Origin of the sequence: Rhizobium sp. 2YAF20 (assembly GCF_052114685.1) — a bacterium.
Lineage (GTDB): Bacteria > Pseudomonadota > Alphaproteobacteria > Rhizobiales > Rhizobiaceae > Rhizobium.
Genome location: NZ_JBFRFF010000001.1, coordinates 306,913 through 320,881, shown reverse-complemented (window position 1 = coordinate 320,881; position 13,969 = coordinate 306,913). Strand labels below are relative to the sequence as shown.

Genomic DNA, 13,969 nt, shown 5'->3' with positions numbered 1-13,969 from the left:
AACACCAAAAGCCGTGCATGGCCGGCCACCTGGCCAGTCATGCACGGCTCTTCGTGAAGGATCCCGTCGCTACCGCGACGAAACGATTGGATCAGGCGCGGGCTCGCATGCCGCCATCGCGCTCTTCGAGCGCTGCAGCCTTGGCATATTCCGCCTGCATCTCCTCCAGCGATGTTTCCAGCGCCTCTTCCTGCGTCCGTAAATCGCGTATCGAAACCTGCAGATTGTCCGCGCGCTGGCGCGCAGCCTTTGCAAAGGTCGGATAGGCGAAGTGGTTCGGGTCGGAAATTCCGGACCTCTTCTCTTCGATGACGATCTGGCTCTCCAGATCCTTCGTCATTCGATCGAATTCGCCCATCATCATCTGCAATTGATGCAGCTGACGACGCTTTTCATTCACCTGAAATTCCTTCAGGCGGACTAGGCTCTCACGTGACTTCATACGCATTACTCCCGTGATGCGAGACCCCGGCTCACTACAAAACACCCCTCCGCACCGCATTGTCGCGGCTTGGATCAAAAAAATTCCGACGGTATTAACAAAAACCTACCGCTGGTAACCTTTCGTTTACGGGCATCGTTAATGATAGTCCCGATCATTTAAGGGTCAGTAAATGCCACGGAATGATTTCGAAACAGCTGCATAGACGAGTCAGATGAATCGCTTGGCGTATTTTCTTAACGTGATGGTTAAGAATTCGGATTTCCTGATTAACGTTGGAAAACAGTGAAATGGAAAAATTATTTAATAAACTCGATACACCTTGCCAGAGGGAATCAGAATTTGTTAACCATTACATGGCAGCTTTCAAATCAGGCAGTGGTTGGGTCGGTATCGCGTAAAGGAGGCTGAAAGCCTTTCGGCAGCGGTAAAGGGGATAAATATGCGGGTTCTACTCATTGAAGACGACAGCGCGACAGCGCAGAGCATCGAACTGATGCTTAAATCGGAAAGCTTCAACGTCTACACGACCGACCTCGGTGAAGAGGGTGTGGATCTTGGCAAGCTCTATGACTACGACATCATTCTTCTCGATCTTAACCTTCCAGACATGTCCGGCTACGAAGTTCTTCGCACGCTGCGTCTGTCGAAGGTAAAGACGCCGATCCTGATCCTCTCCGGCATGGCCGGCATCGAAGACAAGGTTCGCGGTCTCGGCTTCGGTGCCGACGATTACATGACCAAGCCTTTCCACAAGGACGAACTCGTCGCTCGCATCCATGCGATCGTCCGTCGTTCCAAGGGTCACGCTCAATCGGTCATCATGACCGGCGAACTCATCGTCAATCTTGACGCAAAGACAGTCGAAGTCGGCGGCCAGCGCGTTCACCTGACGGGCAAGGAATACCAGATGCTGGAGCTCCTCTCGCTCCGCAAGGGTACGACCCTCACCAAGGAAATGTTCCTGAACCATCTCTATGGTGGCATGGACGAACCTGAACTGAAGATCATCGACGTCTTCATCTGCAAACTGCGCAAGAAGCTGGCAAATGCCGCGGGCGGTGCAAATTACATTGAAACTGTCTGGGGCCGCGGCTATGTGCTGCGCGAACCGGAAGGCAACTTCGCCGAAAGCGCCTAAACGGTCGCTAGCCGCCAAGCTGCCCCCGCCTACCCCTATCGAAATCCCGTCTCTTGCGAGGCGGGATTTTCGTTTTTTGGATTCGGGGTTGCCGCAGCGTAAGCCGTCGGCGGACAGGCGGCCGCAGAGCCCATGAATGATGATGGAAATATCAGGCGGCGATCGCCCGGTTGCCGAAAACCGCGGTCAGGATCTTGCGATCGAAGGGCTTCAAGAGAAAATCGGTGGCGCCTGCCCTTTTGCCGGCCATCAGTTTCTTGAGGTCAGCCTCGACGACGCAATAGTAGATCTTCACTGCCTTGCCGTTCTCCATCGCACGGATACCGGAAATGAGGTCGAGCGCGCCGTCCATCCCTGAATCGACAATGATATAGTCAGGCAGATCGACCTGGCAGCAGGCAAGCGCTTCATGGGCGCTGCCGGCTTCGCTGACGAGAAAATCGAGCTCAGACAGGATACGTTTGCCGACCTTGCGGACGACATCCGACGTATCCGTGATCATGAACTTCTGCATCCGCCACTCCTTCGCATCCGACCCAAAAATGGTCCGGACGCCGCCCTTAGAGTTCAAACTTTAGTGGCACGAGGCTAAAGAATCGTTACCGCCTCTTCTTCCGCCTCCCGCATAGCGCGAATTTATGCGCTGAAAAATTCTGCGGTGTAGACGATTTCCTCTGCTGTTGAGGTGTATTTCAGCTCCATTCCGCTCTCTTCGGCAAGGAGCACGGTGTAATAAGGCTGGATAGAATGAGCATCGATCGCCTCTTCTATCACGCTGGAGCAGATCTCGGCAAACTTCGGCGGCACGCGCATCAGCCGACCCTTGGCGACAATCGTGAACTTGGCGTCGAATTCCGGATTTTCGAGCGTCACCTCCAGGCTGCCTCCGCGCGGGATGGAGCCATAGGCGACGAGAAAAAGGTTCATCAGCAACTTGACGCGGTTCTTGGCGACGATGGCGCGTGGGCCGACCCAGGTCACCTCGGTCTTTTTCTCTGCCTCGGCAAAGTCTTTCACCGCCCTTTCGGCCTCGCCGGTATCGATCGACGCCCCGACGGAGCCGGATGCACCAAAGGCAAGGCGTGCGAATTTCAGGCGGACCGACGCATTGAGGGCGCTGGTGCGGATGAGGTCCATGGCGTCGGCGTCGGCGCCGCCTTCATCGAGCAATTCGAGACCATTGTTGATTGCTCCGACGGGAGAGATCACGTCATGGCACACGCGGCTGCATAACAGCGCGGCGAGATCCGGTCCGGCCAGAGTGAGATTTGGGTTCTTCGACATTCATTGTCTCCTGAGAGCCGGGACGTGGCGATCGTATTCCGGACATTGCCACACTGGGTTTGCGCGAGCATTACCACGCGCGGCCGTAATTCGTGTCATAATGACACCATATTTGGTAAACCGATTATTAAGAGGATCGCCGCAAAATGCATCTGTCGCCGAAAGCGACTCATCGCACCGACCATGATGAACGGGTGACACTATGCGCTACAGATTTCTGCAGAGATTTTCAGGCCTCAGCTGGGCGATCGCTCTCGTCGCACTCCTTGCTTTGCCGCTGGCGCCGCGTGATGCCTCTGCGACGAACAGCAGCCAATACAGCGTCGAGGAAATCGTCGACGCCGGGCACAATTTCTTCGGCTCGACCAGCGGCGGCCTTGCCAAGGTCGTGGAAACCGCTTTCGAGCGCTATGGCCTGCCGAACGGTTACATCCTTGGCCAGGAGGGTTCCGGCGCCTTCATCGCAGGTCTGACCTACGGCGAGGGACAGCTCAACACCAAGAACGCCGGCGAACATCCGCTGTACTGGCAGGGTCCCTCCCTCGGCATCGACTATGGTGGCCAGGGCACCCGCGTCATGATGCTGGTCTACGACCTGCCGAGCGTCGATAGCGTCTATGCCCGCTACGGCGGCGTGAGCGGACAGGCCTTCGTCGTGGCAGGCGTCGGCATGACGGTGCTCAAGAACGACAATGTAGTGATCGTGCCGATCCGCACCGGCCTTGGGGCACGCCTCGGCGTCAATGTCGGCTATATCAAGGTAACGCCGGCGCCGACCTGGAACCCCTTCTGATACCGCCATCGGCGGCAAGCCAGCTGTAGACGGTGACAATACGCCGAATTGCCGGCTTGCCCCTTCCCCCTACCCCATGTTTAATCCCGGGACACCGAGACCACCATCAACGCAGAGACAATGGCTACGCCGTGATTGAATTCGCCCTGCTGTTCGGATTAGGCTTTCTGACCGCGGTTTTCCTGGTCTTCCTCGTTGCTCCGGCAGTCCACCGCCGCATCGTCTGGTTCACGGAGAAACGCCTGAAAGCAACCATGCCGCTGAGCCCGCAGGAGGTGCGAGCCCAGAAGGACATGGCGCGCGCACTTTATGCCGCAGAAAACGCGAAGACGGAGCAAAGCCTTGCCCGCGAGCGTGAAAAAGGCATCTCCCTCCAGCTACGCCAGGACGAACTCACCAAGGAAGCCGGACGACTGGCATCCGAAAGCGAAGAGCTTCGCTCCCAGATCGACGACATGAACGTCGAGGCCGGCGACCTCAGATCGCGACTACGCCGCGAAGAGAGCTATATCAGCCAGCTGAAGACAAGCCTTCGCATTTCAGAGCAGGCCCATTCCGAAAAGGAAAGCGACCTCGACACCCTGCGCAAGCGTCTGCATAAATCCGCCACCGACGCCGACAATCTGAGGATCGACCTTGCCGCCCGCGAGACCGAAGTCGAGAATCTGAGGCTTCGCTTTAATTCCCTGCGCGAAGAGCGGGACACGCTTCGCCACGATCTCAAGCTGATGACGACGCGTGCCAAGGATGCCGAACAGCATCTGGCCGAAGAAGAAGGCAAGGTCGTGCGGCTGGAAAACAAGCTCGAGCGCGAGGTCGCCGGCAATGCGGACAAGGACACCACGATCGAACGCCGGCTGCAGGATGTTGCACGGCTGAAGGAAAAGCTGAAATCGGCCAATGCTGAGGCGCGGGAAGCCGGCCGGGCGCTCCGAGCCGCAGGCATCGCCAAGCCAGTGACAAAGTCCACCAATGGCGCGAAACCCCTGCCCGGACCTCAGCTGGTGCGAAATGCTGGCTTGGACGTGACGTCAGCGGCTACAGCAGCCAGACCGGAGCAGACCGTGGAAACCGAGATCGCCAAGCTGACGGAAGAGGTCAGGAACCGCAGCAACGCTCTCTCCGATCGCCTGCTGAAATCCCGATCCGCCGCCCACGACCAGGCCATGCGCGAGGAGATCGCGACGATCGCGGCCAATATGGTGGCAATCACCGCTCTCAAGGAAGGCGACCGATCGCCCATCTTCAAGCTGTTGCCGGAGAATGGCGAACATGGCCAGGGCGGCCGGGTGAGCCTTGCCGAGCGAACCAACGATCTTTTGCCCGACCGGTGACCCTGGCGCGAGGAGCTTCAGATGCGCCGCATGGCCGATGAGAGCTCGAATAGCGCAATCCCCGTGGCAGTTGCGACATTGAGGCTGTCGAGCCCCGGCGCCTGCGGAATCCGGGCGCTTCCGAAGGCCGAAAGAATATGTTCCGGCAGGCCCTCGCCTTCCGTCCCGACGACAAGCGCCAGCCGCTTCTCTGGGACGATCGCCCGGATATCCGTTTGCCCGCGCGGCGACAGGCTCCAGATCGCAAAACCCTTGCCCGCCAGCGCGCCGAGAATATCCGTGACAGCGCCCTGACGACGATAGGGCATCATCAGCACCGAACCGACCGAGACCCGCAAGGCCTTCCGATAAAGCGGGTCGCAGGACGTCTCGTCGAGAATGAGCGCATCCGACCCAAACGCGGCCGCATTGCGGAACATCGAGCCGACATTGTCGTGGTTGGAGATGCCGCAACCGACAAGCACCAGCGATTGCTCCGGCAGCGCATCGAGCAGCAGGCAAATATCAGGCTGCGCAATCCGGCGGCCAAGAGCCAATACGCCGCGATGCAGATGGAAACCGACGATGCCATCGAGAACCTGGGCGTCGGCAACATAGACCGGCACATCAGGCGGAAGCGTCGAAATGATATCTGCAAGGCCGACAACACGATTGCGAAGCAGCAGGATCTTTTCCGCGACGAAATCCCGCCCCGAGGCGTGGGCTTCCGCAAGCAGGCGAAGCACCACAGTTCCCTCGGCAATGAACCGGCCTTGCCGGCCTGTCATGTCCCGCTCGCGAATATCCCGAAATTCGGCGATCCTTGGATCATCGACATCCTCGATCGCAATCATCCGACCGGCGGTCATTGGGAACGGCCCATCAGTTGCCGGAAAGCGATATGGTCGCGACGATGCGCCCGACGCCGTAGTCGAAGACGATCGCCTGCTGCTGGCCGGTCGACGTCGTACCGTAGAACAGGATCTGACTTCCCGAAAGTGCGACCGATTGAACCGAGAAACCGGCAGGCAGCTCAGCTCTGGCGATGATGGGGCCGTCGGAAGGGACATTGACGGCGGAGCCTACTGGTTTTTGCGACGGACGCGTCGTCTTGTAGACAACGGCGCCAAACACCGCCATAAGGCTCACCACCATGACCGCCGCCGAGACGATCATCAGGCGCACCATCTTGCGGCGAACGATTTCCATTGCCGGATCGAGAGGCTTTTCTTCCTGATCGTCGTCTGGCGCGAATTTCGTCATCGATGCATCCTTCTTATGAAAAGCGCCGGAGAGACAGCGTTTGAACGATCCCTTTAAAGAACCCGCCGACAATATAAAAGTCCTAACCGCCGATGAAGCCGCCGGCGGCCGGCTCGACGCCTGGCTTGCTGGGCAGTTTGGCGAGGAAATCTCGCGAAGCCGGCTGAAGGTGCTGATCAAGGAAGGGGCCGTCACGATGAACGGTACGCCCGCCACCGACCCGCAGCGCAAAGTGAAGCCAGGCGAGACCTATCGGATCGAACTGCCCGCCCCCGAAGACCCGACCCCGCAGGGAGAAGATCTCCCGCTCGACGTTCTCTACGAGGATGAGGACCTGATCGTCATCTCAAAGCCCGCCGGCCTCGTCGTCCATCCCGGTGCCGGCAACTGGACCGGCACGCTGGTCAACGCGCTGATCCACCATTGCGGCGACACGCTTTCCGGCATCGGCGGCGTCCGACGTCCGGGGATCGTCCATCGCCTCGACAAGGATACAACCGGCGTGATGGTCGTCGCCAAGAACGATATCGCCCATCGGCATCTCTCGCTGCAGTTTGCCGACCACGGCCGGACCATGTCACTGGAGCGCGCCTATCAGGCGATCGTCTGGGGCAGGCCCCGCCCGCTGGTCGGAACGATCGACGCGCCGCTTGGCCGCTCCACCAGCGACCGGACCAAGCGTGCCGTTCAGAAACCCGACAGGGAGGATTCCGACGAGGCGATCACCCACTACAAGGTTCTGGAGCGTTTCCGGGAATTACCGGATGCGACTGCACTCGCCTGCCTGGTCGATTGCCACCTCGAGACCGGCCGCACCCACCAGATCCGCGTCCACATGGCCCATATCGGCCATCCTCTGTTGGGCGATACGACCTATGGCGGCGGCTTCAAGACCAAGGCGAACCTGCTTGCCGACGACGCCAAGGACATCGTCAACCGCTTCCCCCGCCAGGCCCTCCACGCCTATCTCCTCCAGTTCGAACACCCCCGCACCGGCGAAGTCATGCACTTCGAAGCACCGCTGCCGGAGGATATGCTGGAACTGGCGGCAGCGCTGCGAGGATGAGAGGTTTGGCTGGACGGGACTGTTCCCGGGGCTTATAATCCAGCCACAAGATGCCATTCGTCGAGCGCCCGGCGGCCAATGAAAGCTGCAGCCACTTGTCGGAAACTGGCATCGGATGCCCCCGAGAATGACGGCGCACCTGTCTTTGCGCCGAGGTCACACTCGCGTGACTCAATCCTTGAATCACAGTTTCGCCGTACTTATCTACATATCGACTTAGTGCGGGGTCTTTTTGACCTGCACGTCTCGGCCTGCTTCTGAGGCACGCGCTGTGCTGGTCGAAAGGGGTCGGATATTCGAATAGGAGGGTGCTTTCATGGCCCGAAATAATCTGCCGTCCATAACCGCCGGCGAGGCCGGTCTCAATCGCTATCTCGACGAAATCCGCAAGTTCCCGATGCTGGAACCGCAGGAAGAATACATGCTTGCCAAGCGCTATGCCGAGCATGGCGACCGTCAGGCCGCCCATAAGATGGTGACCAGCCATTTGCGCCTCGTGGCGAAGATTGCCATGGGCTATCGCGGCTACGGCCTGCCGATCGGCGAAGTCGTCTCCGAAGGCAATGTCGGGCTGATGCAGGCTGTCAAGAAGTTCGATCCGGAACGCGGTTTCCGCCTGGCAACCTATGCCATGTGGTGGATCAAGGCCTCGATCCAGGAATATATTCTGCGGTCATGGTCGCTGGTGAAGATGGGGACGACTGCAAACCAGAAGCGGCTGTTCTTCAACCTGCGCCGCCTCAAGGGCAAGATCCAGGCGATCGACGAAGGCGACCTGAAGCCGGAGCACGTCACCGAGATCGCTACCAAGCTCAACGTGTCCGAGGAGGAGGTCATCTCGATGAACCGCCGCCTTTCGGGCGACGCTTCGCTGAATGCGCCAATCAAGGCCGCCGAAGGCGAATCCGGCCAGTGGCAGGATTGGCTCGTCGACGACCATGAAAGCCAGGAAGCCGTGCTGATCGAGCAAGACGAGCTCGACACCCGCCGCCGCATGCTCGCGCGCGCCATGAGCGTATTGAACGACCGCGAACGCCGCATCTTCGAGGCTCGCCGTCTGTCGGAAGACCCAGTCACGCTCGAGGACCTGTCTTCGGAGTTCGACATCAGCCGCGAACGCGTCCGCCAGATCGAGGTCCGCGCTTTCGAAAAGGTGCAAGAAGCCGTCCGCAAGGACGCGCTCGATCGCGCCAAGGCGCTGCGCGTGGTCGAGGCCACCGCGTAACAAATGGTCGATTGCAGTAACAAAAAGGCGGACCCCAGTGGTCCGCCTTTTTGTGCCCCACCCTTTCACCCACGATAGCGCAGCGCGTTCACAAGAACAGCGAATGCTGCCGACGCCTGCCTTCGGCTCGGGTAGTAGAGGTGATAGCCCGGAAATGGCGGGCACCAGTCTTCAAGCACGCGGACCAAACGTCCGCTGCGCAGATCATCCCCGACAACGTCCTCCGGAAGATAAGCCAGCCCGAGCCCCTCTAGCGCCGCGTTCAGCCTGAGCGCGATATTGTTGAACGCGAGCTGGCCTTCAACGCGCACCCGCAGTTCGTGGCCGTCCTTCTCGAACTCCCATGCATAGATGCCGCCATGGGTCGGCAAGCGCATGTTTATGCAGGAATGTACAGTGAGATCGTGCGGTGCAACCGGCTTCGGGTGGCGTGCGAAGTAGGCTGGAGACCCGACGGCCGCCATGCGCATATCGGGCCCTATGCGCACCGCGATCATATCCTTGGCTACCTGCTCGCCAAGCCGCACGCCGGCATCGTAGCGCTCCGCAACGATGTCGGTCAGACCGTAATCGACGATGATCTCGACATATATGTCGGGATAGTCGGGCAACAGCTTTGCGAGGGCCGGCCAGATGACGCCGTTCGCCGGATGTTCCGCGGCTGTGATGCGGATCGCTCCTGCCGGCTTGTCACGGAATTCGCTGAGCGCGACAAGCTCGCTTTCGATCTCGTCCATGTGGGGGCCGACGTTCTGAAGCAGCCGCTCGCCCGCCTGCGTGGTTGAGACGCTGCGGGTGTTGCGGGTCAAGAGCCGCACGCCAAGCCGCTTTTCGAGCCCCGTGATCGTATGGCTGAGCGCAGACTGGGAAACACCGAGCTTGGCCGCCGCCTTAGTGAAGCTCTGCTGGCGCGCGACGGCGATGAAGGCAGCGAGGTCATTGATCGGCTGACGCGGCATTCATGAAACTTTCTCATAAGGCTTTGCGCTTTCTACCATCTAATCAAGGGTAATCGCACGCGCTAAATGTCCCGCACCAGCGGTTCGTCGAACGCCGCCTGTACGGAAAGGACATTCTTATGAACATCAAACGCAACGGATCGACCCCTTCAGCCAGGGGACCAGCCGACTATTTCACCGGCACCGTCCGCATAGACTACCCTTTCCAGGGCAGCGCGCCGGCGCGACACGGCGGAGCAACGGTCACCTTCGAGCCGGGAGCACGCACTGCCTGGCATACGCATCCGCTGGGCCAGACACTCCTTGTCTTCTCCGGTCTAGGCCGGGTCCAACGTGAAGACGGCCCGATCGAGGAAATCCGCGCCGGCGATATCGTCTGGATCGAGCCGGGTGAGAGGCACTGGCATGGCGCATCCCCCACGACAGCGATGACCCATGTCGCCATTGCCGAGGGGCTCGCCGGCAAGGTCGTCGACTGGATGGAACACGTCACTGACGAACAGTACCAGCGGTAAACAAGGAGAAACAACAATGCAGACACGTAAACTTGGAAGCAGCGGCCTGGAAGTCTCGGCGCTCGGCCTTGGCTGCATGGGCCTTAGCTTTGGCTACGGCCCGGCCACGGAGATCAAGGAAGCGATCACACTGATCCGAACGGCCTTCGATCGTGGCGTCACCTTCTTCGACACCGCCGAAGCCTATGGCCCCTACAAGAACGAAGAGCTTCTGGGCGAGGCCTTAGCACCGATCCGTGACAAGGTGGTGATCGCCACGAAGTTCGGCTTCGATTTCAACGCCGAGGGTGGCCAGAGCGGCATGAACAGCCGTCCAGACCATATCCGAGAGGTTGCCGAAGCCGCGCTAAAGCGTCTGAGGACCGATGTCATCGACCTCTTCTATCAGCACCGCGTCGACCCGGACGTTCCCGTCGAGGACGTGGCTGGTGCGGTGCGGGATCTGATCAACGAGGGAAAGGTCAAGCATTTCGGTCTATCCGAAGCGGGGGCAAAGACGATCCGTCGCGCTCACGCGGTTCAGCCGGTGGCAGCGCTTCAAAGCGAATATTCGCTGTGGTGGCGCGAACCCGAACCGGAGATCATCCCAACGCTCGAAGAACTCGGCATCGGCTTCGTACCCTTCAGTCCGCTCGGCAAAGGCTTCCTGACCGGCGCAATCAGCGAGACGACGACCTTCGATAGCAAGGACTTCCGCAACGTCGTGCCGCGCTTTTCGCCCGAAGCACGCAAGGCCAACCAGGCACTCGTCGACGTGCTCGGCAAGATCGCAGCGCAGAAGGAGGCAACCTCCGCCCAGATCGCGCTGGCCTGGCTCATGGCACAGAAGCCCTGGATTGTTCCGATCCCCGGAACGACGAAGCTGCATCGCCTGGAGGAAAATATTGGTGCTGCGGGTGTCACCCTCACAGAAGACGATCTCGGCGCCATCGCCGACGCGGTCTCGAAGATCACCGTGCAAGGAGATCGCTACCCGGCGCATCTGCAGGCCCGCGTCGATCGCTAGCCGTCATTTAGAAAGGAAGCGCATCACGACACAGGGCATCGAGGGAAAGATCGTCGGCATCACCGGAGCAAGCAGCGGACTTGGAGAAGCGACCGCGCGCCTCCTTGCCGGAGGCAACAAAGAAGCTGCGTTCGAGATCGACGTTACCAAATTCGACCAGGTCAAGAACCTGGTCGACCATGCGGCGAAACATCATGGTCGTATCGACGTGATCATCAACAACGCCGGTCTCATGCCGCATAGGCCTGGTCGACGAGATCAGCCCTATGCGGCTGCCGATCGCGGACGGCTTCGTCAATACGCCGACAACGTTCGACCGACTTTCCGGAAGTTCAAAGTAGCTGTCCCTGAGGACGGTCGAGCGCTTGGAACAGGAATGCTCTTCACCTGCGTACAACGTCTTGTCGTAGACGAGCGGCCGCCCCAAGATAAGAATGGCCTTCGGCGGCATTTCCTAGATAATGCCGCCTTTTCAAATGCTTGGTATCAGCGGCCTATTGGCTGCTCGAGACATTGCCCAGTGCTGCCCATTCGTTGATCGCCTGGTTGAAGGCATCGGTGCCGGTTGCCCCCTTCGCCATCGTCAGCAGCGCCCGCCGGCCATTGCGGTAGGTCACGGGAATGTCGATCCAGCCGCGATTCTTCAACAGATCCAGATTGGTCTTGCGCGCATCGGGAAAGTCGTTGAGCGCGACCATGTGGAAATCGTCGGTGATCTTCGCCGGAACGGCGATCAGGGGGTCACCACGGTCCTGCTCGGTCGCTTTCATCGCGATGCGCTGGACGCTGTCGATACTGCCGCCCTCGAAATTCGGCGGCACCGAGAAGACGATCTCGACGACATGACTTGCCGGAAGCGACGGATCGGCATTCCGCTTGAAAGTGACCATCGCCGTCAATCCGCGCTCGGGAACGGTGATACTGCCCTGAACGGAAGGCGATGGACGACCGTCTTCGCCCTTTTCCTCAATCAGCGACCAGGTGACGGCGCCTTCGATCGCAGCCGGCGATGCCTGTCCAAGACGTTCTTCATAGAGGAACATCTTCTGCGGGGCGCCTATCTGCGCTGCTGGATCGGCGGCAGGAGCGGGTGTCGCAGCCGGAGCGGCGTTGGCGGTATCAACGGGCGCTGCCGCTGCCGGTGGTGTTTGCGCCGCGGCCACAGGGGCCGGCGCAACAGGCGCTGCTGCAGCCGCTCCGGGTGTGATCGCTGCAGGCGGTGTCGCCGCTGTGCCGGTCGGCACAGGCGTTGCGGCAGCTGGCGGCGTCGTTGCGGCTGCAACGTTCTGCTGGGCCACGGACTTGCCTTCGACGGTGGCCGGCTGTCCTGGAACCGGAGCCGCACCGGCATCGATTTCGTTGCCATTGGCCAGAAGTCGCTGGGTGAACTTGCCATTGACGGTATTGTCGTTGTTGTCGAGTGCTGCGACGTCGGTGCCCTTGGCAGCGTTGGCCGCGGGCTGCGCGGAAGCGCCCGGCGTCGTCGCCTGCGTTGCGGCCGGTCCAGCAGCTGCCGGAGATGCCTTGGCTGTCTGAGCCGCGGGCGTCGTCGGGTTTCCGGCAACCGTCGCAGACTTCGTTGCGGAACTTATGAGGCCGGTGACCATGTTGTTGAGAGCGGCGCGGTTCATCCAGAACGCGTAGCCACCACCGCCGAGGATCGCAAGACCGATGAGGGTGAGCAGAATACCCTTGATGCCAAAGCGACGCTTCTTCGGCTCCATGCGGAAGCTCTTGCCCTGCAGCTTCGAGGCGACGACCTGGTCGAGATCTGGCGGCACCGGCGAACCAACCGCTTCATCAGCGGCGAATTTGTCGTAGCCGGCAAGTTCTCTCAGTTCGCGCCAGCCATCGCCTGGGTCGTCGTTCTTCGGTTGTGCTGCAGGCTTTGAAGCGCCGCCATGCACATCGGAGAAGAGATCGACATCGTCAAAATCGTCACGGGCTGCGCGACGGGCAGGATTTGCCGGCGCGGGGACCGACGGAAGCTCGTCGAATGCATTGGCTTCCCACCCAAAGTCTTCGGCAACGGCCGGCATTTTTGTCGGTGCGGCCGGCGCATTGCCGAAACTGTGCGCGAGGATCGGGTCGTCGATCGTCGAACCGGGCGCGGAAGCTGGAGGTGCTGTAGGCGTTGCAACCGGTGCTGCTGGCTCCGCCCACACATCACCGAAACGACCACCGGCGTCGGCGCGCAGCGGCTCGCTCTGAACGTCCTCGACGAAGCGCTGGTTCGGCACCGCCGTCGCGGTCTCGACCGAAACCTCGGACAGCTGCTGACGCTGTTCATCGACGGAATAGCCGATATCGGAGGAGGCCTGCCCCGGCCATTCCTCGTGAACAGGATCGACCCGCCCGTCAAGCGACGCGGCAGGGCCGTATTCCTCGGTCTTCTGATAGGCGATAACCGGAGCATCGGCCACTGTCGGCGAATGCGACGCCTGCCAGTCTTCGGTCGGCTCGTTTTCTTCGCCGGCAGGGTGCCAGCCGGTGGGTTCTTCCCGATGTACAGCATGAACCGGCTCCGCGTGATCGACACTGGCGGATGGCGCCGGCTCGGGTGCGGGCGGCTCGTACATGTGTTCGGCAACCGGTTCGTCAGGCGCCTGCTGGGAGGGCTCTTCCGCGCGGGAATAGGCCGGCTCCTCGATTGGCGCGGCCTCGGTCACTGGCTCTTCGGAAGCGACGAAAGCCTCGGAATGCTCTGCTTCGACCTCTCGAATGGCGGCATCGAGCTTTTCGAGCTGGCGGGCGAGCATCGCTTCAGGCGGGCGCGGCTTCATGTTCTCGAGCTGCCGCTGCACGGCACTTCTCGCACGCTCGTAGACCTTCACCCGCATCTCGGGCGTATTATCGGACAGGCCATCTACGGCGCGTCGGATGACTGCTACAAAATCCGCCATCAGTACTTTCTCATGATGTCCAGCACTTGGCCGAACAGGGATTTGTCAATGATCCGAGA

14 protein-coding genes and 1 pseudogene are annotated in these 13,969 nt (G+C 60.4%); 8 read left to right on the top strand and 7 right to left on the bottom strand.

Annotated features, from left to right (window positions below):
• Window positions 1-91: 91 nt before the first annotated feature.
• Complete coding sequence (locus tag AB4Z52_RS01510) at window positions 92-442, bottom strand: flagellar export protein FliJ (protein WP_442216128.1); 351 nt, start codon at window positions 440-442, stop codon at window positions 92-94.
• Between the two features lie 442 nt (window positions 443-884).
• On the opposite strand from AB4Z52_RS01510, the gene ctrA reads away from it, so the two are divergent.
• Window positions 885-1,583 (top strand): response regulator transcription factor CtrA, encoded by a 699-nt coding sequence (gene ctrA, locus AB4Z52_RS01505; RefSeq protein ID WP_442216127.1) that lies wholly within the window; start codon window positions 885-887, stop codon window positions 1,581-1,583.
• A 151-nt stretch (window positions 1,584-1,734) separates the two neighbouring features.
• On the opposite strand, the gene AB4Z52_RS01500 is transcribed toward ctrA, so the two are convergent.
• A complete protein-coding gene (locus AB4Z52_RS01500) occupies window positions 1,735-2,097 on the bottom strand; it encodes a response regulator (protein WP_442216126.1) in 363 nt (120 codons plus the stop codon).
• A 122-nt stretch (window positions 2,098-2,219) separates the two neighbouring features.
• Window positions 2,220-2,867 (bottom strand): histidine phosphotransferase ChpT, encoded by a 648-nt coding sequence (chpT, locus tag AB4Z52_RS01495; RefSeq protein WP_442216125.1) that lies wholly within the window; start codon window positions 2,865-2,867, stop codon window positions 2,220-2,222.
• A 202-nt stretch (window positions 2,868-3,069) separates the two neighbouring features.
• Between chpT and AB4Z52_RS01490 the strand changes: the two genes are divergently transcribed.
• Complete coding sequence (locus AB4Z52_RS01490) at window positions 3,070-3,660, top strand: DUF1134 domain-containing protein (protein ID WP_442216124.1); 591 nt, start codon at window positions 3,070-3,072, stop codon at window positions 3,658-3,660.
• A gap of 131 nt (window positions 3,661-3,791) precedes the next feature.
• Window positions 3,792-4,994: a hypothetical protein gene (locus AB4Z52_RS01485; protein WP_442216123.1), complete on the top strand. Its 1,203-nt coding sequence runs from the start codon at window positions 3,792-3,794 to the stop codon at window positions 4,992-4,994.
• 17 nt (window positions 4,995-5,011) lie between these two features.
• Here the strand turns inward: AB4Z52_RS01485 and AB4Z52_RS01480 are convergent, their stop codons facing one another.
• Both AB4Z52_RS01480 and AB4Z52_RS01475 read right to left on the bottom strand, forming a co-directional pair.
• A complete protein-coding gene (locus AB4Z52_RS01480) occupies window positions 5,012-5,842 on the bottom strand; it encodes a TrmH family RNA methyltransferase (protein ID WP_442216122.1) in 831 nt (276 codons plus the stop codon).
• Window positions 5,843-5,855: 13 nt separating this feature from the next.
• Window positions 5,856-6,236 (bottom strand): hypothetical protein, encoded by a 381-nt coding sequence (locus AB4Z52_RS01475; RefSeq protein ID WP_442216121.1) that lies wholly within the window; start codon window positions 6,234-6,236, stop codon window positions 5,856-5,858.
• A 40-nt stretch (window positions 6,237-6,276) separates the two neighbouring features.
• On the opposite strand from AB4Z52_RS01475, the gene AB4Z52_RS01470 reads away from it, so the two are divergent.
• Window positions 6,277-7,302: an RluA family pseudouridine synthase gene (locus AB4Z52_RS01470; protein WP_442216120.1), complete on the top strand. Its 1,026-nt coding sequence runs from the start codon at window positions 6,277-6,279 to the stop codon at window positions 7,300-7,302.
• A 316-nt stretch (window positions 7,303-7,618) separates the two neighbouring features.
• The gene (gene rpoH / locus AB4Z52_RS01465) at window positions 7,619-8,527 is read left to right on the top strand and encodes an RNA polymerase sigma factor RpoH (protein WP_442216119.1); all 909 of its coding nucleotides are present in this window, start codon (window positions 7,619-7,621) and stop codon (window positions 8,525-8,527) included.
• Window positions 8,528-8,592: 65 nt separating this feature from the next.
• On the opposite strand, the gene AB4Z52_RS01460 is transcribed toward rpoH, so the two are convergent.
• Window positions 8,593-9,486 carry a LysR substrate-binding domain-containing protein gene (locus tag AB4Z52_RS01460; protein WP_442216118.1) on the bottom strand — a complete coding sequence of 298 codons (894 nt, stop codon included), beginning with the start codon at window positions 9,484-9,486 and terminating at the stop codon, window positions 8,593-8,595.
• Window positions 9,487-9,605: 119 nt separating this feature from the next.
• Here AB4Z52_RS01460 and AB4Z52_RS01455 point away from each other — a divergent pair, with 119 nt between their 5' ends.
• From AB4Z52_RS01455 to AB4Z52_RS01445, 3 genes and pseudogenes are all read left to right on the top strand, one after another.
• Window positions 9,606-10,001, top strand: coding sequence for a (R)-mandelonitrile lyase (locus AB4Z52_RS01455; RefSeq protein WP_442216117.1), 396 nt, complete (start codon window positions 9,606-9,608; stop codon window positions 9,999-10,001).
• Window positions 10,002-10,017: 16 nt separating this feature from the next.
• Window positions 10,018-11,007, top strand: coding sequence for an aldo/keto reductase (locus AB4Z52_RS01450; RefSeq protein WP_442216116.1), 990 nt, complete (start codon window positions 10,018-10,020; stop codon window positions 11,005-11,007).
• A gap of 22 nt (window positions 11,008-11,029) precedes the next feature.
• Window positions 11,030-11,263: pseudogene (locus tag AB4Z52_RS01445) on the top strand (SDR family oxidoreductase); the annotation flags it as partial.
• A 238-nt stretch (window positions 11,264-11,501) separates the two neighbouring features.
• On the opposite strand, the gene AB4Z52_RS01440 reads toward AB4Z52_RS01445, so the two are convergent.
• The gene (locus AB4Z52_RS01440) at window positions 11,502-13,910 is read right to left on the bottom strand and encodes a hypothetical protein (protein WP_442216115.1); all 2,409 of its coding nucleotides are present in this window, start codon (window positions 13,908-13,910) and stop codon (window positions 11,502-11,504) included.
• Between the last annotated feature and the right edge of the window lie 59 nt (window positions 13,911-13,969).

Bases quoted from the DNA above. Each gene is read 5' to 3' on its own strand.
- AB4Z52_RS01475 (WP_442216121.1), bottom strand. From the start codon at position 6,236: ATGACGAAATTCGCGCCAGACGACGATCAGGAAGAAAAGCCTCTCGAT.
- AB4Z52_RS01490 (WP_442216124.1), top strand. From the start codon at position 3,070: ATGCGCTACAGATTTCTGCAGAGATTTTCAGGCCTCAGCTGGGCGATC.
- AB4Z52_RS01455 (WP_442216117.1), top strand. From the start codon at position 9,606: ATGAACATCAAACGCAACGGATCGACCCCTTCAGCCAGGGGACCAGCC.
- chpT (WP_442216125.1), bottom strand. From the start codon at position 2,867: ATGTCGAAGAACCCAAATCTCACTCTGGCCGGACCGGATCTCGCCGCG.
- rpoH (WP_442216119.1), top strand. From the start codon at position 7,619: ATGGCCCGAAATAATCTGCCGTCCATAACCGCCGGCGAGGCCGGTCTC.
- AB4Z52_RS01510 (WP_442216128.1), bottom strand. From the start codon at position 442: ATGAAGTCACGTGAGAGCCTAGTCCGCCTGAAGGAATTTCAGGTGAAT.
- AB4Z52_RS01440 (WP_442216115.1), bottom strand. From the start codon at position 13,910: ATGGCGGATTTTGTAGCAGTCATCCGACGCGCCGTAGATGGCCTGTCC.
- ctrA (WP_442216127.1), top strand. From the start codon at position 885: ATGCGGGTTCTACTCATTGAAGACGACAGCGCGACAGCGCAGAGCATC.
- AB4Z52_RS01460 (WP_442216118.1), bottom strand. From the start codon at position 9,486: ATGCCGCGTCAGCCGATCAATGACCTCGCTGCCTTCATCGCCGTCGCG.
- AB4Z52_RS01480 (WP_442216122.1), bottom strand. From the start codon at position 5,842: ATGACCGCCGGTCGGATGATTGCGATCGAGGATGTCGATGATCCAAGG.
- AB4Z52_RS01500 (WP_442216126.1), bottom strand. From the start codon at position 2,097: ATGCAGAAGTTCATGATCACGGATACGTCGGATGTCGTCCGCAAGGTC.
- AB4Z52_RS01450 (WP_442216116.1), top strand. From the start codon at position 10,018: ATGCAGACACGTAAACTTGGAAGCAGCGGCCTGGAAGTCTCGGCGCTC.